General features: G+C 45.2%; 16 protein-coding genes. All 16 read right to left on the reverse strand.

The annotated features are described in order from the left end of the window. Positions 1–7: 7 nt before the first annotated feature. Complete coding sequence (locus NR177_RS04480) at positions 8–1,555, reverse strand: rhamnan synthesis F family protein (RefSeq protein WP_256852367.1); 1,548 nt, start codon at positions 1,553–1,555, stop codon at positions 8–10. Further along, positions 1,552–2,871, reverse strand: a complete 1,320-nt coding sequence (locus NR177_RS04485; RefSeq protein WP_256852368.1) for a glycoside hydrolase family 99-like domain-containing protein — start codon at positions 2,869–2,871, stop codon at positions 1,552–1,554. Before NR177_RS04485 ends, NR177_RS04480 begins: the two co-directional genes overlap by 4 nt. After that, positions 2,868–3,905: a class I SAM-dependent methyltransferase gene (locus tag NR177_RS04490; protein WP_256852369.1), complete on the reverse strand. Its 1,038-nt coding sequence runs from the start codon at positions 3,903–3,905 to the stop codon at positions 2,868–2,870. The genes NR177_RS04485 and NR177_RS04490 overlap by 4 nt, the downstream gene beginning before the upstream one ends. Further along, a complete protein-coding gene (locus NR177_RS04495) occupies positions 3,902–5,233 on the reverse strand; it encodes an ABC transporter ATP-binding protein (protein ID WP_256852370.1) in 1,332 nt (443 codons plus the stop codon). Before NR177_RS04495 ends, NR177_RS04490 begins: the two co-directional genes overlap by 4 nt. Beyond that, positions 5,223–6,020 (reverse strand): ABC transporter permease, encoded by a 798-nt coding sequence (locus tag NR177_RS04500; RefSeq protein ID WP_256852371.1) that lies wholly within the window; start codon positions 6,018–6,020, stop codon positions 5,223–5,225. The genes NR177_RS04495 and NR177_RS04500 overlap by 11 nt, the downstream gene beginning before the upstream one ends. A gap of 5 nt (positions 6,021–6,025) precedes the next feature. Continuing rightward, positions 6,026–6,568, reverse strand: a complete 543-nt coding sequence (rfbC, locus tag NR177_RS04505; RefSeq protein ID WP_256852372.1) for a dTDP-4-dehydrorhamnose 3,5-epimerase — start codon at positions 6,566–6,568, stop codon at positions 6,026–6,028. Further along, complete coding sequence (gene rfbA / locus NR177_RS04510; protein WP_256852373.1) at positions 6,568–7,449, reverse strand: glucose-1-phosphate thymidylyltransferase RfbA; 882 nt, start codon at positions 7,447–7,449, stop codon at positions 6,568–6,570. The genes rfbC and rfbA overlap by 1 nt, the downstream gene beginning before the upstream one ends. A 35-nt stretch (positions 7,450–7,484) precedes the next feature. Further along, complete coding sequence (gene rfbD, locus NR177_RS04515; RefSeq protein ID WP_256852374.1) at positions 7,485–8,372, reverse strand: dTDP-4-dehydrorhamnose reductase; 888 nt, start codon at positions 8,370–8,372, stop codon at positions 7,485–7,487. Continuing rightward, positions 8,372–9,451: a dTDP-glucose 4,6-dehydratase gene (gene rfbB / locus NR177_RS04520; protein ID WP_256852375.1), complete on the reverse strand. Its 1,080-nt coding sequence runs from the start codon at positions 9,449–9,451 to the stop codon at positions 8,372–8,374. The genes rfbD and rfbB overlap by 1 nt, the downstream gene beginning before the upstream one ends. Positions 9,452–9,884: 433 nt before the next feature. Continuing rightward, a complete protein-coding gene (galE, locus tag NR177_RS04525; protein WP_063880164.1) occupies positions 9,885–10,898 on the reverse strand; it encodes a UDP-glucose 4-epimerase GalE in 1,014 nt (337 codons plus the stop codon). A 45-nt stretch (positions 10,899–10,943) separates the two neighbouring features. Next, positions 10,944–11,840: a UTP--glucose-1-phosphate uridylyltransferase GalF gene (gene galF / locus NR177_RS04530; protein WP_063880165.1), complete on the reverse strand. Its 897-nt coding sequence runs from the start codon at positions 11,838–11,840 to the stop codon at positions 10,944–10,946. Positions 11,841–12,107: 267 nt separating this feature from the next. Then, positions 12,108–13,448 (reverse strand): lipopolysaccharide biosynthesis protein, encoded by a 1,341-nt coding sequence (locus NR177_RS04535; RefSeq protein ID WP_063880166.1) that lies wholly within the window; start codon positions 13,446–13,448, stop codon positions 12,108–12,110. Then, positions 13,445–14,668, reverse strand: a complete 1,224-nt coding sequence (locus NR177_RS04540) for a glycosyltransferase (RefSeq protein ID WP_109717352.1) — start codon at positions 14,666–14,668, stop codon at positions 13,445–13,447. The genes NR177_RS04535 and NR177_RS04540 overlap by 4 nt, the downstream gene beginning before the upstream one ends. A gap of 4 nt (positions 14,669–14,672) precedes the next feature. After that, positions 14,673–15,935: a colanic acid biosynthesis pyruvyl transferase WcaK gene (gene wcaK, locus NR177_RS04545; RefSeq protein WP_063880168.1), complete on the reverse strand. Its 1,263-nt coding sequence runs from the start codon at positions 15,933–15,935 to the stop codon at positions 14,673–14,675. Positions 15,936–16,079: 144 nt separating this feature from the next. Next, positions 16,080–18,293, reverse strand: coding sequence for a phage tailspike protein (locus tag NR177_RS04550; RefSeq protein ID WP_256852376.1), 2,214 nt, complete (start codon positions 18,291–18,293; stop codon positions 16,080–16,082). Between the two features lie 87 nt (positions 18,294–18,380). Continuing rightward, positions 18,381–19,415 carry a glycosyltransferase gene (locus NR177_RS04555; protein ID WP_096010814.1) on the reverse strand — a complete coding sequence of 345 codons (1,035 nt, stop codon included), beginning with the start codon at positions 19,413–19,415 and terminating at the stop codon, positions 18,381–18,383. Positions 19,416–19,459: the final 44 nt, after the last annotated feature.

A 19,459-nucleotide genomic window follows, 5' to 3' on the forward strand; every position in this document is an offset into this window, starting at 1 on the left:
TTAGATTTCACTTGAGCACAATAACTTTATTACTTTTCACCATTGAACTATCTACCTCTTTAAACTCATCAATATCAATAACTTTATAACCCTGACTCAGTGCAGAAAGGCATGTCAACCTTTCAAAAGCATGAGCAAAAGTGCCATCCTGTTGATTTAGCTCTTCTTCAAAGTCGGTATCGCTAATTAAATCTATCACAGGATATAGCGAATCAGGTCTGAACCAGAACATGGTTCCTCCAACAAAGAAAAGGTCAATTTCTTCTTCGTCAAGGCCTAAACGCTGCGCGTATAAAAATACACGCTCTTTATTAGCACCCCAATAGTCATCATTCGATAAATAATCTTTAAGAGGTGCAACAATGCCAATCTTATCATTTAAGAATTTCAAACGAAGACTATTTAATTCTGCGGAAGGGGGAAGAAGTCCAGAAAAAATATTTCGCCTCCACGCATCCCCGAGCTCACTGTATTTGCTCTTTTTCGTATGCAGTTTCAAAACCATTGAGTACTTTCTAAAATCAAAGGATTGCATTATCTTGATAAAAGGATACACATCCCTCCCTTTATTTTCAGAAACGGCAATGTGTATTGAACAAGAAAGTCCCATAAATAAGTCTATCAATACTGGAATATAAGACTCTTCAGGTACTGTGATAAATATGTCAAAATCATAAGGAATACGCTCAATATAATGATAAATTTCCCTGGCTATCTCTGGATAAAAGATATGCATAATAACAGCAACATCAGTTTCCCTTTCGGATATGTTTGAAAATTCGAAAAAATTATCTCCAGCCTGAATATTTTTACCATATTCAAGTTTGCGATGACTATATGCAGAAGTCGTTCTTGCCAGATGAGATTTTATGACATGGACATCATCTAATCTATTAACATCAAAATAAGCGATATTATTTCTTAAGACATCGATTTTGACGATACCAACTTTACTGAATAACTCTTCTACATTTTTATGGCAAGGATTTTCTTTATGATTAGAAGAAATTACACTACCCACTGTCAAACCATCATGTAATGCGCTAGATGTTAACCCCATTTCATAATTAAAAATGATTTTTATCTTGCGCTTGTAGCTAAAGACTCCATTCCAAAATTTAAAAAACCACTTAGACAGAAGTGCTTTTTTATTAAAAACCAGAAAATAACTTTGTAAGTGAAACCTGAACTGGTTTGTAGAGGTAAGACCAAAAATATCTTTTGCCTCACTTTTTATAAGAATTTTTTCTAAATTGAAATTTTTACTAGTATAAAAACTATCATTCAAAACCAGTAAGCGATCATATAAATCAAGATCGGCAATACTATCAATCCCTGTTTTATAACTTAAAAAATCATAACCAACGTTTTCACGAGTAATAATCTCTAAATTACCTAATGAGGAAAGTTTAGAATGGCTGGCTTGCTCAATTCCAGAAGTTGTTACGACTACAATTTTATCACAAACTTGAAATAAACTACTGAAGAGAGGTAATAGATAATCATCAGCAATATTATTTACATCATAATGAGCAACAACAGCAACTGTTTTCATCTCAGTTTTCTTATCATTTTATAGATTGGAAGGGTTAATTTATATAAGTTAGGGTGATTCAGTCTGATATGATCACGAACTCTCAATTTTCTTACATCATGAGACTCCTTAGGGTGATTCTTGCTTAACCAAACGCTTTCAGATGAATAATACGATAAAGTTAATGCTTTATTAATTCTTTGAATTTCTTCTTCTGATAAATTTTTTGCTAAAAAATCAAACAAATTTTCATTCATTATGATGTTCTTTATATCTACTTTTTTCTCATTAACTGCAGATAATGTAGCTTCAAGATATGCAAGACCATTTTTCAGATCAGGTTCAAGGTGAGCACCTTCAGCCCATTCGTTCCAGGCATTTATGAAAATAAATTGTTGCTCATCTTTAAAATATTTTTTCGTATAATCAACTAAATAAGACAACCAGAATTGGTAAAGTTTAGGCGAAGCATTAATAAATATGTGGCCAGTATGTTGGCGTCTGGCTGTATTGTCCCACGATGGAATAATACCGCGATAACATTGATAATCAGGAACGTTTCGATGTATAGCCTGGCTTAATACTTTCCGGTAATCCACAATACCGCCTGAAAACTCTGAATTGGTAATATTCAGAACCTCATCAGGTCTATTTTCCGGCCCTATAAATTTATGAGGCGGGAACTCAACCGCAGCATCAAAGCCATAGACAGTTGGGTTTTCAATTCCATAGAACTGGACTGCACATAAATGTATATCTGGAAAACCGGCATCTTTAGCTAGTTTACGCCACTTATCGGTAAGACTTTTCGCATCAACTAACAGGTCAGCCCGATAAACCAAAAGCACCGGTTTACCCTCAACTTTAATATACCTGCTATCTTTGAATACATTCAGTAATTCACTAAAAAAATCAATATCGTCTTCTCCCCCATGATTTTGTTCAAGAAGGACCTCTTTATCTAAACCATCCCATGTTTTAGTCCAGTTTTCATTAGCCCAGCAGTAACAAAATGGAAAATCGATGTCACTTGCTACATATTGATCTATTGGTTTTTCTAATATACGACGACCATCTTTAAATCTGTAATAATAAAAACAGAAACCATGTATACCATGATTACGGGCCAATTCGGATTGTTCTCTCATATTTTCAACATCATTAAGATCATAAAATCCTAAATCTGCTGGAACATGAGGCTGATAATGACCATCAAAATTGGGCTTTGCTTTTGCAACATTGGTCCATTCGGTAAACCCTTTACCCCACCATTCGTCATTTTCTTTAACACGGTGAAACTGAGGCAAATAAAAAGCTATAGGTTTAACTTTATTCATTTTTTAATTCCAAAAAAAATCTTTAATTTATTGATTAAGCGATAAGTGAACGAATTTTTAATCGATTGTATTTCGTGATTTACAGTGCTTAATTCTTTTTCTAAAGCTTGAATTTTAATTGATAAATCTGACCTTTCGTTTTCAAAAGATTGATACGATAATTTCAACTCTTCAATTTCTCGTAAATAATTATAATTCCTTCCCAATAAGTCTGGATATAGCGACTCTGGAGATCTATCAATATTTGACCAGAAATTTTCAGATTGATCTGGTGAATTGACATGCATCATCACATGATCTAGTGAGATGACTTGTTGTGTTTCTCCCGCCATTATTCGACGGCCTAACTGGTTGTTCTCTGGCAGTTTTTTAGCTATCACACAAATTGAGTTGTAGAAAGTTATGCTATGTATTTCTGCTAAAATGCTTTCATCGACGTCTATACCATAAAATTTTTCAAATTCCTGAAGGAATTGTTTTTTAGTTTTGGATGGTAACCCCCAGTGTTCGTAATTTATGCAATCCGATAATTTCTTCAAAAAAGCTAATGAAGACATAGGATCATAAAGTCCACCACCAAAGTCTTTCCAATAACTACAATGCAAATCCTCAATAATCATGAAGCGATTGTAATTTAACAGTGGGAAATAATTTAGAAAAGATAATATTATATCTTTACTGGTATGTGATCCATCATCAATAATGAGATCTATGCCAGTCGAAAAATTTTCTTTGATTACAGAAACTGTTGTTGATTCGTTCGCATCCTGTACAAGAACCTTTATTTTTTCATTTTCGTATTTTAGTTCTGCACACTTAGGATTAATATCACAACCCACTATGGAACTAATATTAGGAAAATACTTATCCCATATTTCAAGCGAGCCACCGTTCTGAATGCCTATTTCAAATATGCTTTTAACTTCATCTTTAATTGGCTCAAGAATATTGTCATAGGTATTTAAATATAACTCCCATTTATCAGAGCGTTTCTGTTTATGTTCTTGATACAAATGCCACAGAGAGTTACTCATATTGCTTCCATTGTTATTTTGCTAAACTTAACACCAACCAGTCCCCAACGGACCTGGCTGTTAAATACTTTGATGAAAAGTGCATCATGTAAATGATGATGCTGGATATTATTAACCAAATCACCATTTGCAATTGAACACATTAATGCATAATCACCATTAGGTAACATTGGCAAAAAAAACTCAAATACAGCTGAAAATTTTTGACCTGCGGTATACGTTGGCGGATTTATTCCTGTGAGCGGTAAGGTATTTTCGCCAAAAAGAAATTGTCCGAGCTTATCCTTAACCAAAAAACCAAGAATGGGCGCATCAAGTGTGCTATTAGCTATAGCGTTTAAGGTGATTCTCACCTTCTCTCCACCTCTCAAAATCTCACTATCATGCGAAAGATTTTGAAGTGAAACGCCAATAATTTCTGCTTCACCCGTTTTCCAGCCATTCGCTAATGATAAATTATCAACTACTTCTACATCAGCGCTATAGTCCACAACTGCGGGGCCAGTATCAGCCTCTACATTAGTGTCTGTTTTAGGTTCATTACCCACATTTTCTAATACAGCACTTTCACCATAAATTTGTTCTAATGTAAATTTCAGATATTCTTCAGCAATGTCTTTAGACAAGCCGTAACTTATAGTATTTCCTTTATTAAGCCAAATCGCTTTTTCGCATAAGCTCTGTACAGATGACATATCATGGCTAACAAAAAGCAATGTTCCATTCTTTTGAAAATTGCGAATAAAGCGCATACATTTTTGGGTAAAGACTGCATCACCCACAGCTAAAGCTTCATCAATGACCAGGATATCCGCGTCAACATGTGTAATGACTGCGAACGCAAGTCTTACATACATACCACTCGAATACGTTTTTACTGGTTGTTCAATAAAATCACCAATATCGGCAAAATTTACAATACTCTCGAATTTATTGTCAATCTCATCACGCGTTAATCCATAAACCGAGGCATTGAGGTATATATTTTCTCGCCCCGTGAACTCAGGATTAAAACCTGATCCTAATTCAAGTAAAGCAGCAACTTTTCCGTTAACTTTAATATTACCGATAGTTGGCTGAAGTGTTCCACAGATCATCTGTAAAAGCGTGGATTTTCCTGAACCATTACGACCAATTATTGCAACTGTTTCACCTGGTTTAATTCTTGCGGATACTTTATTTACAGCCCAAAACTCATCGTAATATTTTTTATTTTTCAAGCCAATTTTAGGAGCAATAAACTGTTTGAGTCTATTAATAGGTTTCTTGTAGACAAAAAAACATTTACTCACTTCATTGATTTCTATAGCAAATTTTTCAGAGGACATCAGCAAACCCTTTCCTCAACTTATTGAAAATTCGGTATGAAATAAAAGTAAAAATCATACTTATGGCTGTATATTCTATTAGTCCAACAAAATTAGGTAGTTCTCCAAAGATAAACACTTTCCTAAATTGTTCTATAATGAATGTGAGTGGATTTAATTCTATAATGCCTCTAAATTCAACAGGTAATGAATTAAGCGAAAAGAAAACCGGAGAGAGGAATAGTAAAAGAGATGTTAGTACACCCATGAACTGGCTTATATCTCTTATGTAAACACCGAGTGCTGACACTAACCATCCTGATCCCACTGCTAATATAAAAAGCGGGAAAACAACAATAGGACTTAAGAGCATTGTCCAATGTAACGTATCGCCAAGAATAATGTTAATCACAAATAAAACAATTACACTGATGAACATATTGAACAAGGCTGCAAAGCTTGTTATCAAGGTTAATATTTCAAGAGGAAAAACTACCTTTTTAACATAGTTTGAGTTACCTACAATGTTGCTTGAAGACAGGTTTAACACTTCACAATAGAAAGCATGAATTATCATGCCTGCAAAAAGAATAATGGCGAATTGTGATTTAGATTCCTCTGCAGTACCTGGCCATTTAGCTTTAAACACTACTGAAAAAACAAATGTATAAACTATTAGCATCAGAAGTGGGTTAATAAAAGACCACAACATGCCTAATGCTGAACCTCTATAACGACTGGTGATTTCTCGCTTCGTCATTTGATAAATTAATTGGCGATGAGCAGTAAAAAGATGATTATTTAACATTTCTCTCACTCAAAATAAACAGCATTGTCAAAGCTTGTTGCCATAGCATCTTTGGCAGATAATTTAGGTTCCATTGTGATAGGCCATTCAATTCCAATTTTTTCATCATTCCATAATAATGAGTGCTCAGCATTAGGATTATAATAATTGGTACATTTATATACGAATTCAGCACTATCAGAGGTTACATAGAAACCATGGGCAAACCCTTCTGGAACCCAGAGCTGAAGTTTATTTTCAGCAGAAAGCAGAACACCAACCCACTTTCCGAAGGTTTGTGATGATTTACGCATATCTACTGCAACATCGAAAACTTCACCGGAGACGACTCTTACTAACTTACCTTGAGTATTCTCAGTCTGATAATGTAAACCTCTAAGAATACCTTTAGCTGATTTTGAGTGGTTATCCTGTACAAAGTTTCTCTGGCAGACTAAATCCTCAAATTTTTTCTGCTGCCATGTCTCCATGAAAAATCCGCGCTCGTCTCCAAAGACTAATGGCTCAATAATTTTCACATCCGGAATTTCAGTATCAATGATTTTCATTATAATTTTCCGTTGTACAAAGCCATTAAATATTTGCCATAATCATTTTTAAGCAGCGGTTGCGCTAATTCCTTAAGCTTTTCAGCATCGATAAAACCCATTCGGTAGGAAATTTCTTCAGGACAGGCTACTTTCAAGCCCTGACGTGTTTCGATGGTCTGGATAAAATTATTGGCTTCATTCAAACTCTGATGAGTACCAGTATCTAGCCAGGCATGCCCACGCCCCATAATAGAAACTGAAAGCTCACCTTTCTCAAGATAAAGATTATTGATATCCGTGATTTCAAGTTCACCACGTGGTGAAGGTTTTAGCTTTTTCGCCATTTCGACAACGCTGTTATCATAAAAATAGAGCCCTGTCACAGCATAATTACTCTTGGGTTCTGATGGCTTCTCTACCAAAGAAATCGCCTTACCCGCACTATCAAATTCAACAACACCGTAACGTTCGGGATCGTGTACATGATAGGCAAAGACCGTTGCGCCTTGGGATTTATTCGACGCGTCTTCGAGTTGCTTATGCAAATCGTGACCATAAAAGATATTATCGCCCAATATTAATGCACAGTTATCCTCACCAATAAACTCTTCGCCAAGAATAAAAGCCTGCGCCAGCCCATCTGGGCTTTCTTGCACTATATATTGAAGGTTAATTCCCCACTGCGAGCCATCACCCAGCAGACTTTCGAATCGAGGCGTATCTTGCGGGGTACTGATGATCAAAATATCACGGATACCTGCAAGCATTAAGGTACTTAGTGGGTAATAGATCATCGGCTTATCATAGATAGGCAGTAGCTGTTTGCTCACGGCCATAGTGACCGGATAAAGGCGTGTACCTGAACCGCCAGCAAGAATGATTCCTTTTTTACTTTTCACAACGATTTCCTATAAATTTTTAAACTAAACGTAACTCAGCTATATATTTCATCCAGCATACGAAAAACGCCCTGTTTCCAGTCCGGCAGCGTGATTCCGAATGTGGTGATGAGTTTCTCAGTGTTAAGTCGGGAATTATGTGGACGTTTAGCAGGAGTTGGAAATGCCGATGTTTCAACAGTATTGATTGTTGAAACTTTTAGTGGTAGCCCTTTTTGCCGTGCGTATGCTATGACTACTTCAGCATAGGCATGCCATGTAGTTACACCCGAAGCAATTAAATGGTAAACGCCTGCTTTTTCGGGATTAGCCAGTGTTGCCTTTATTGCATGAGCTGTACTATCAGCTATAAGCTCGGCTCCGGTTGGAGTACCAAATTGGTCATTAATTACGGAGAGAGTTTCACGTTCGTGTGCCAGACGAATCATTGTTTTAGCAAAATTATTACCTTTTGCTGCATACACCCAGCTTGTGCGAAAAATAAGATAATTCGACGTATTTCTGATGATAGCTTCTTCGCCCTGAAGCTTAGTTTTACCGTAAATATTAAGGGGAGCCGTCGCATCCTCTTCTTTCCAGGGTCGTTCGCCGCTGCCATCAAAAACGTAGTCGGTGGAGTAATGAACCAGAAGCGCCTTGATTTCATTTGCTGTTCGAGCCAACGTTTCCACGCTAGCTGTGTTAATTAAACTCGCGCTTTGTATGTCACTTTCGGCTTTATCTACGGCTGTATAGGCGGCCGCATTCACAATAACATCAGGTTTGATATCCCGAACTGTTTTTGCGATACCCTCTGGATTGGTAAGATCACCGCAGTGATCTAAAGAATGTCTATCTAACGCGAACACATCACCCAAGGGTGCCAGTGCACGCTGCAATTCCCAACCCACTTGACCATTTTTACCCAATAGCAAAATTCTCATCAGCTACGTTTCTCGTAATTTTGCTCAATCCAATTTTGGTAGGTCCCACTTTTAACATGCTCAACCCACTCTTGATTATTGAGATACCATTGGACTGTTTTACGCAGGCCAGATTCGAAACTTTCCTGGGGTTTCCAGCCCAGTTCACGTTCAATTTTCGAGGCATCTATGGCATAACGACGATCGTGCCCAGGGCGGTCGGCAACATAGGTAATTTGTTGTGAGTAAGGCATATCTTTAGGTCGCAACTCATCAAGAAGCTCACAAACTTTATGTACAACCTCAAGGTTTTGTTTCTCATTATGGCCACCAATATTGTAAGTGGTGCCTGTTTTCGCCTGTGTCGCCACTAGATACAATGCACGTGCGTGATCTTCAACATACAACCAGTCACGGATTTGATCACCGTTGCCATAAATCGGCAACGCTTTGCCCTCGAGTGCATTGCTGATGATAAGGGGGATCAATTTTTCAGGGAAATGGTAGGGGCCGTAATTGTTAGAGCAATTGGTAACGATAACCGGAAGGCCATAGGTACGTCCCCATGCACGAACCAAGTGATCACTTGCGGCTTTAGTTGAGGAGTAAGGGCTGCTTGGCGAATACGGCGTCGTTTCTGTAAACAGTGGCAGCTCACCAGCCATCTCATCTGGGTGCGGCAGATCACCATACACTTCATCAGTAGAAATGTGATGAAAGCGGAAGATGTTTTTACGCGCTTCGGGCAGGTTCATCCAGTATTGGCGGCTTGCCTCCAGCAAGGAGTAAGTACCTACAACATTAGTTTGAACGAATTCGGCGGGCCCAGTGATAGAGCGATCTACATGACTCTCAGCAGCCAAATGCATAATTACATCAGGTTGATGTTCGGATAACACTTTTGAAACCGCAACTCCATCGCAAATGTCAACATGGCAGAAAGTGTAACGCGGATCGTTTTTGATCATTTCTAGTGATTCTAGATTGCCTGCATAGGTGAGTTTATCAACGTTGATCACCTCATCGCAGGTCTCTTCAATGATATGACGAACCACAGCCGAACCGATAAAACCTGCACCACCAGTAATTAAAATCTTCATGAAGTTGGGCTATTCCTGACATTGCGGTCGAGCTATCCCGACCCGTATAGAAAATGTAATAACGCACCAGCAATGAAAAACGCTACCGCCCTTGGGTTGCAGCTCCCAATATGCTGATCCGTAAAACCATCTTGTAGCATAGTGCGTTTTCCAGCAGCGGAGCACTCTACTTTTGAAACAATACAATTCCTTAAATTTATTAAAAAGAATGAATTATTTCAGCATAAGAATTTTACCACTGCGGTCTGCTGAACACGAACAAAATGGCCTATGCCATTTAATGACAGTTTAATTATTAACCAATTGTGCGAAAAGTGCATAGAAGATACTTCATTCGAGAGCTAATTGGCACAATCAGAAAGTGACGAAAAACAAGAGAGGAAGATAGAAGAGGGAAAAGGCAGACATAAAGTCCGCCTTAAAAGAGGAAAAATTAGCGAAACCCATCCGGATTCTTCGACTGCCAGTTCCACGTATCGCGCATCATCGCATCGATACCACGCGAAACCCGCCAGTCCAGTTCCTGGTTTGCCAGCGAGGCATCCGCCCAGAACGCAGGCAAATCACCATCACGGCGCGGCTTGATTTCAAACGGAATCGGTTTGCCTGAGGCTTTCTCAAACGCCTTGATCATTTCCAATACGGAGAAACCTTTCCCACCGCCGAGGTTATAGGCTTTATAACCCTCAATCTTGCCAAGATGGTCCAGCGCTTTCAGGTGGCCTTCCGCCAGGTCGACAACATGAATATAGTCACGCAGACAGGTGCCGTCTGGCGTGTCATAGTCACCGCCGAAAACGCCTAACTTGTCCAGCCGACCGATAGCGACCTGGGCAATATAGGGCAGCAGGTTATTAGGAATACCCGTTGGGTCTTCGCCAATCTCACCCGACTCATGCGCGCCGACCGGGTTAAAGTAGCGCAGTGCAATAGTTTTGAAATGAGGTTCAGCTTTGGCGAAATCACGAATGATAAATTCAACCATCAGTTTGGAGGTACCATACGGACTCGTGGTACCACCAATCGGTGTGGTTTCCACGTAAGGCACGGGCGCATTGGCACCGTAAACGGTGGCGGAAGAGCTGAAAATAAAGTTCCAGACGCCCGCATTGCGCATCTCTTCCAGCAGAACTACCGTGCCGGCGACGTTGTTTTCGTAGTATTCCAGCGGCATACGCGTTGACTCCCCTACCGCTTTTAACGCGGCAAAGTGAATCACGGCAGAGATACTGTTTGAAGCGAACAGGTCACGCAGGCAGGCGCGGTCAAGAACATCACCTTCGATAAAGGTGGCTTTCTTACCGGCAAGTTTTTCAACCCGATTGATGGCCTCACGCGAGGCGTTGCACAGATTATCCAGTACCACCACATCATCACCGCGCTCAAGCAGTGCCAGCACTGTGTGGGAGCCGATATAACCTGCTCCTCCCGTTACCAAAATAGCCATCTTTTCTCCCTTTCTGCCGCGTCAGCCGCAGCGAATAATATGTGATTACTTCGCCAGAATTTTCTTGATGGCTTCGCGGAACTCGCGACCTTGCGCATTGCTACGCAAACCATAAGAAACAAATGCCTGCATGTAACCCATTTTACGTCCGCAGTCGAAACTGTGTCCTGTCATCAGTGACACATCCACCGTTTTCTTCTTACTCAGGCTGGCAATGGCATCCGTCAGCTGAATACGGCCCCATGCACCCGGTTCGGTACGTTCCAGTTCAGCCCAGATATCCGCAGAAAGCACGTAACGACCTACTGCTGCCAGATCCGAGTTTAACTCATCCGGATGCTCTGGTTTCTCAACGTAGTTGGTAATGGTGCTGACATCGCCTGGGTTTTCCAGCGGCTGCTCCGTAGTGATAACGGAATACTCAGACAGATCGTAGTCGGTAAGGTGTTTTGCCAGGACCTGGCTGTTACCTGTCTCTTCAAAACGTGCAACCATTGCCGCGAGATTATAGCGTAAATGGTCAGCGGTGGAATCGTCTAACAGCACATCCGGCAGGACAACAACAAAAGGATTGTCGCCAATCATAGGACGTGCGCAGAGGACGGAATGGCCCAGGCCCAATGGCTGCGCCTGGCGCACGTTCATGATGGTCACGCCTGGTGGGCAAATTGACTGGACTTCACTCAGCAGTTGGCGCTTAACGCGTGCTTCGAGCAGAGCTTCAAGCTCATAGGTGGTGTCAAAGTGATTTTCTACCGCATTTTTTGACGCATGGGTGACCAGCACAATCTCTTTGATACCTGCCGCAACACACTCATCAATGATGTATTGAATCATTGGCTTGTCCACTACAGGCAGCATCTCTTTCGGAATGGCTTTAGTCGCCGGAAGCATATGCATACCGAGACCCGCAACCGGGATTACTGCTTTAAGCTTGGTCATAGTTATTCCATCTAATGAAGTGAAGACATACGTTAATTATGCCGGATGGACCGGAAAAGGAAGTATAATCTTTATCTGAAAAGGCAACACTAACTCGCTGTGAAATCTTACAAATTCGGGTTTTTACGATGCCTGAACCCCGAAAGATGCGGAGTAAACACAATTAATTAAGGCGAGTCTGAGACGTGTTATCAGAATTTACTCAGGTGTTTTTAATACCAGCCGTAAAAAGAAACGGGCGACCTCAGGTCGCCCGTTGTTATTGGCTTACAGCCACTGTTCAAACCATTCTGGCATCACGAAAAGATCGAAGTGATTGACCAGCAGCATGAGTCCCACAAACAGCACCGACACAGATACCCACTGTCGGGCGTAAGGGATAAAGCGGATACCTATCACCGGCTTGATGAAGAATGGATGCGCCAGGGCGGAAATCAGCACCTGTGAGATCGACAACGTCAGCGCGACATAGAGCACGTTTGGCCAGATGAAGGTGGTGGCAAGCACGGCCATGACCACCAGGCTGGCTACGATGTTCCAGTAGAACTCCACGTTAGTGCGGCCATTCGCCTGGGAAATCGCCCCGGTCAGTCCGCCCATTGGACGCAACATACCAAACAGCAGCATCAGCGGGATCAGGTGATAAACCTGTTCATGAGATGCACCATAGAGCACGCGTACAATGACCGGAGACAGAATACCGATAGCAAGGTACATGGCGCTGCTGAAGAGCATTATCATCAATGTGCCTTTCAGGAACAGCTTCTTTAACTGCTCCGGGTCCTGCTGCTTCTCGGCAAAACGCGGCAGTGCCAGGCGGTTGATGACCGGCGACACCAACTTCAGCGGCTGCAGCACCAGCTCTTTCGCCAGTGAATAGATGCCGAGCATCTCGGCCCCCATCACTTTACCGACCACCAGCGCATCGGCCTGGGTGCGGAGCTGGTTAATGGTCTGCGAACCCAGCTGATAGATGCCGTAACGTATCGCACTCAAGAAGGTTTGCTTGTCGAATTCCCATGTAGGACGCCAGGACTTCTCACCCAGCGCAATCATGCACAGAATGCGGGTGAAGGCGTTGATGAACAGGCCAAGGATCGCCGCAGCCACCGTCAGCGAGGTAAACTCCAGCATCGCCACGACGCACAGAAACGCAAACAGCTTGGTGCCCATTTCAATCTTCGCCAGCGACACCATCCGTTTGGTTTTAATGTAGTGCGCCTGATATTGCGAAAGATGCCCCAGTACCAGAAAGTTAAGGCTGGTCAGCATAATCAGCCCCACCAGTTCCGGCAGATGATAGAACCAGGAAACAGGCCAGGCAATCAACAGCATAACAAGGCCGGTACACAAGCTGAGCGAGACGTTCACCCAGTAGATGGTGCTCTGTTCGCGCCGGGTAATGTTCTGGCGATGGACCAGATAACTGCTCATGCCCATATCCTGCAGCACGCCTGCTACCGCCAGAATCGCGTTGATGATCGCCAACAGCCCCAGCTCATGGGTTTCGAGTTTCCGGGCGAGAATACTCAGTTGGGCGACCTGTAATACGGCTGAAAAACAGGTGCTGCCAAACAACCACATCGCCTGTGACTTTATTCCACTCAAACCATTTGCTCCAGAATCTGTGCCAGCTCGCGATACGCGATGTGCTGATTAAACTCGGTTTCAACTTTTTGTCTGGCGGCCGCGACAACCGGCGCAACGTCCACTTCGCCTTGAGATAACTTCAGCAGCGTGTCGGCCAGCGCTTCGGCATCATCTTCCTTCACCAACCAGCCCGAAACGTTATGTTCGATTAACTCTGGAATCCCGCTGTGGAAGGTGGAGACCACCGGCAGCCCCACCGCCATCGCTTCCATCAGGGCCACCGGAATCCCTTCCATATCGCCATCTGCGGCTGTTTTCGAAGGCAACAGAAAGATATCGGCTTCATTGAGTGCCTTGCGGATCTCTTCCTGAGGTTTAAAGCCCGGCATGGTGACGCAGTCGTCCATCTTTTCGTGCGCGATGAAGTCGCGCATCATCTGATCCTGGTCGCCATTACCGATGATGGTGTACTGGAACTGCCCGCCGCGCTGTTTGAGAATGGCGCTGGCTTTAACGGCCACATCCAACCCTTTCTTTTCGGTCAGGCGAGCGACGGACACAATGCGCAACGGCTTGTGAAAGGCATCACGTGGCTGGAAATTGAATTTTTCCGGTTCGATGCCCATGCGGGTAACGTGGATCTTCTCTGGCGGACAACCCATTGCAATCAGCTTGTTTTGCCACAGATGGCTGATAGGCAGCATCAGTTCGCTCTGCTGGAACAGATTACGATAATCCTGCTTGTGCTCGTCCAGGATGTGACGACGGGAGATATCCGCTCCGTGAAACACCGTTGCCTGTTTACCTTTCAGGATACCCAGTTCACGCAGCTTGTTTGCCAGCGCACCGGCGTAGCCGAAATGCACCAGAAAGACATCGGCGACGTAGGTCTGGCGCGCGTTGGCGACAATCGCAGGCAGCAGCAGTTTACTGGACTGTGCGCCATAGCGGCGCACGTTCAGCGAACGGAGTAACGAGACTTTGGTGATTTTCGGCAGAACCAGTTTCAGGCGTTGCCCCAGCTTATCGGCCAGGGAAATTTTCTCTTCTGGCAGCAGATAATGGGTTTTTGCCGCCAGGCCATATTCGTCAAACGCGCCGTGCCGGTTCACTAAGTCCCCCGGAAACACCGAGATAATCTCGACGTCGTAACCGGCATCAATAAAGTGAGTGACCTGGTTGAGAACAAAGGTTTCTGAGGCAACCGGGAAACGCATAGTGAAAAAAGTCAGTTTCATCACATTATCCTATTACGTTTAGAATCTCTTCCGTGATTCTGTTACCGACTTCCCTTTCGCGCGCCACGGCGATGTCGACGTTTTGCTTGATGGTGTCGTAGTCGGCCAGGATAGCCTGAACCTTATCAATCAGCGAACCGTCCATCAGGCTCTGCACATCGGTCGCCATTTGCGGCAGACCTAACTGATTCATGACGCCCATGGATTTGTGTTCATAGTTGATAGCGACCGCAGGTGTGCCAAAGTTCATTGAGATGATGGCTGAGTGCAGACGGGTTCCAATGGTCAAATGACACTCGCTGAGGAGCACTCCCAACTCAAGGTCGTTAAACTCATCCATGACAACGTGATAATGCTCAGGCTGCTGGACATGGTCGCGTAAAGTCAGCGCCACCATACGGTCATCTTTTGCATAGCTGTCGATGCCCGTGCAGGTTGATAACGCCACGACCTGGTAACCGCTGGCGATCATGGCATTGATCACCCGACCGAATGCGGCTTCATACTCTTGCTGCGTCACGCCCAGACGCTTATCAAACGGGGCCAGTTCGCGGACCGTAATCGCAATGGTTTTACGTTCACGGATGACGCTTTGCCAGTGCTGCAGGCTGTGGCTGGGATTGTCAACGTGGCGGGCGCGAACCAGGAATGCGGTATCCACGCCGGGCACCACTTTCGAGCTGGTCACGCCGTCGCGCTTCATCAGGTCCAGGCTGACAGACTCACGCAAAATAAGTTGATCAACCCGGTCAAACACAAAATTGGCCAGTTGGTTAGTGCGGGCGTTCTGGAAGGGGCCGACTGAGTGACCGATGAGATAAAGCGGTTTTTTCGCCAGTAGCGCGCAGAGCGCATGGTCAAACTGGGTAACACCGTAGAGATCGACGAAAAACGATCCACCAACCTGAATCACCGCATCGTACTGCGCCAGACTTTCCGTAAAAGCTTTAAGGTGCGGCGGAACGGAAAAGGATTTATACGGCCCGCCTTTGCCCAGGTGCGCCATCATGATATTCGGCATCAGTCGGTTAGCGACTTTGCGTTTCACGGAGCCAATCAGGCCTTTACCCGAGGAGTTATTGTGCAGGAAGAGCTTATCCTGCTGAATATGTTGCTGAAGCAGATAACCGGAGCTGGTTGGATAACGGCTTATAACATCAATATCTACATCGTTGCGCGCGGCCTGAATTGAATCAATCAGTCCACGTAGAATCGCGCCATCCCCACGATTCCCACAGGTATGGTTACCCACCAATAAAATCTTCATAAAAACTCCGAATAATTTTTTCTAATTCTACCAACCGCCCAGTTCCGAAACGGGCAAAATGAATACGATTAAAAACAGCAAGTTATTTCAATTCACCAACGTCCCAGATGCTGTTGGTGTTGGCTGCCATCAGGCAGCCCTCTCTCATGACGATTTGATAGCAAAATACGGTAAAGCGACCTGCTTACCGTTAATAACGACAGACACGAATCCTTCAGGTTTGCTGGTATCCACCTTGTCATCAGACAACGCGCGGGAGGCGAGCAATAAATCCCCCTGCTCATTCGCGCCCACGCCCGCTTTGCCATTGTGCAGGCTGAAACGCTGTGGGGCAGCATGGCTGCTGCTGTCCGGCGTGGCCTTCGCCATTTTGGCATCGACCCGCGCACAACGGCCGGTCACAAAACGATCTTTCGCTGTGCTCTTGATCATCACGGCGGCAGATGGCGTCCACCCGGCCAGTTTGACGAAAACCTGGGTGTCAGTATCGGTTTTGGCGACGTAACGCACATCCAGCACCGGGCTACTGCCTTCCGCTGACCAGCTGGCTTCGGCATGGTCTTTCTTACGCTGAACATGAATCACCGCCCGGCCGCCGGTGTTTTTGCCACTGATCAGGTTCATCAGCGGTTCACCATCCGTGCCGTTATTGAACTGCGACTGACCAAAGAGTTCGATTTCCCACGAATCACCGACGGTCGGGGAATAAAGATTAGCCAGTTCGAACCACACGGCCTGATTGCTGTTGTTTTCCAACAACCAGCGCGAGGTGAGGTAGTTGTATTTCAGGCTGCCATCAATGGCGACGCCATAGGATTCAACGCGGGTTGATCCCATCTCCCAGGCGCTTAACCAACGGTCGCCCTGCTCTGAATTATCAATCCAGCTGCCGGATTGCAGGTTGGTCTGACGTGTATTCAGGCGGGAATGCCAGGCGATCAGCGGATTTTTACAATCCTCAAGGCTGAGGGCGTCAATAATCCACTGACCGTTTGAGATATCACCCGGATTGTCGCAGTGCTCTATCCAGCCGTTATGAATCAGCGACTGGCTGCAGCGCGGCAGATTGAGGACTTTGCCGCCCTTACAGTGCTGAGCGTTAAAGTTAGACAGCTCGATGGCCGTGCTGTGATCCCAGTTGCCCTTCTTCTGACCGGACCAGCCCGCCTGGATCACATCACCGGTACAGGCCGAGGCGTACCACTGGTCAATCTTACAGTCCAGTGTATCCAGCAGGCTGAGCGCGGTGCCGCCGACCTGGTTGAAGCGCAGGCACGCGCCACGGAAAAACTGGCCGCCCGGACAGGTATTACGGAACAGGCCCTGTTTATTGGGACTGGAATCCGTATTGCCGTTGAAAATCAGGTTAGAGATTTCCACCCAGCGGGCGCTGACTTCGAACACAAACGGGGATTTACCATCTGAAACGATGGTGGTCGCCGGGAAATAACCGAAGTTAACCATCGCCCCGGAGATACGGAAGAAGCGGCGCTGTTCTTCGCCGAAATCACAGCCGGACACAAAGAAGGTACCGGCAGGGAACTGCACACAGATGGGCTGATCGCTCTGTTGCGACCACTGGTACATGGCTTTAATCGCGGGCGCACTGTCGGTTTTGCCGTCAGCGATAGCGCCAAAATCAAACAGCGAGAGACGGTTGAAGTCATCGACCACGCGACGCCAGTGAAATCCGTCGCCGCTGAAAATCACCCCCTGATCGTCCTGCGCCGGCTGAAAGCTGCCGACGAACTCACCGCCGCCCACTTCAAGCCCGGCGTGCCAGCTTTTCAGCTTGATTTTTGCCCCTTCAAACAGCGGTCGCGTCTTGCGCAGATCGTCTACCGAGGGGATCTCGCCAATCAGCTGGTAACCCGCAGGCTGCGCCAGGCGCTGGCTGAAGGCCGCCTGGCCCGGCTGGCTGACATCAGGAATGTTAAACACCATCTGCCCGTTGCTGTCTTCCAGCGCCATCGAGTGCGAGGGGTTGGCTATCAGCGCCGCATTATCTTTAACGAACTGGTCAAAATTGCCTTTGTTCAGGGTAATCGGCTGGCTGATTTGTGCCAGATTACCTTTTGCATCGCGCAGGAATACCGGTATCTGGTTACCCGGTTTGCTGGCATCACTGCCGGATTGACCAATCCACAGTTTTCCCTGAAAGTTTTGCCAAAACTGCGGCGGCATCGCATAGACGTTTTCAGGTGTCAGAATGGGTACATCGCCTTTGGGAATCGCGGTGGCATCAACCGACTTTAGCGCCAGGCCATTGTTTTTAGCGGCGTAACTGGAAAAGGTGCTCACGGAGAGCGCCCCTACAAGGGCGGAGGCTGCGGTTTGCAAGACTTCTCTTCTTTTCATGCAATAAATCCCGTCGTCATGAAGGCTATAAACTCAGCCATAAAAGGTGTCCCATGAGGCACATCAAAAGTGAGCTTCTCCAGCCCGTTACACCAGTGCCAGCCAGCTTTGTTTAATTTGCTTGCCGTCAAATTTCAGCGCGGTTTGTTGGGTTTTTTCGCTCATGGCGTAGAACAGCGCATCATCGCTGGCGAGCTGTTCCATCCGCGCCAGGAATTCGCTTTTCTTGTTCATTGGCACCAGGAAACCGTCTTCACCGTGGTTAATGATCTCCTGCGGGCCGGTTGGACAGTCATAGGCGACGACCGGCAGTGACCAGGATTTTGCTTCCAGCAGCACCAGCGGCAAACCTTCGTAGCGCGAGGTCATCAGCGCCATATCACTGTCGCGATAGTAATCATTGATGTTGGTGACTTTACCGACAAAATTCACGCTGGAAGTGATGCCCAGTACCGCCGCCTGATCGTGCAACTGCTGACGTAATTCTCCGTCGCCGGCAATGACCAGCGTCCAGTCAGGATGCGCTCTCGTAAAGTCGCGCCAGATATCCAGTAACAGGTCAAATCCCTTTTGATTGTCCAGACGGCCCACGGCCAGCGCCTGACGATGGCGCGTGGTGCGATGCCAGGATTTGTACACTACCGGGTTAGGAATGGCCTGACTGGGAATGTGCCAGCGCTGAAACACCTGGTGATCTTTATCCGTCAGCACGATGACGCGATCGTAGTAGCGCAGTAGCAGGAACTTGAGGAATTTAATGGGCTTACTGAAGGAGTTAATGGCGATGTGCTCGCAGGCATAAGCTTTGAAACGCTTCTTTTTCAGCGTCATCAGGTTCCAGAAGGCAAACATCACGCTCAGGCGACCCATGCTGATTAAAAATACGGTGTCGAAGCCTTCCTGCTGGATGCGGGCAACGGCACGCTTGATGGGATTGCTTTCCCCTTCAAAGCTGACGATCTGTTTGACCTTCTCAAAAGGGTAAAAGGGTTCACCGTGCCCCTCTAGCGAGTAGATGGTGACGTCGTGCTCATCGCCGAGACATTCCGACATAAAATTACAGATATTTTCGGTGCCCGCATACGAGTAAGCGTCTTTGATCACCAGGACAATTTTTTTCATGAAACGTTATCCACCTCAAATTTATACACAATCCTGCCGATCGG

This window comes from Pantoea sp. Fr+CA_20 (genome assembly GCF_024520835.1).
GTDB lineage: Bacteria > Pseudomonadota > Gammaproteobacteria > Enterobacterales > Enterobacteriaceae > Pantoea > Pantoea allii.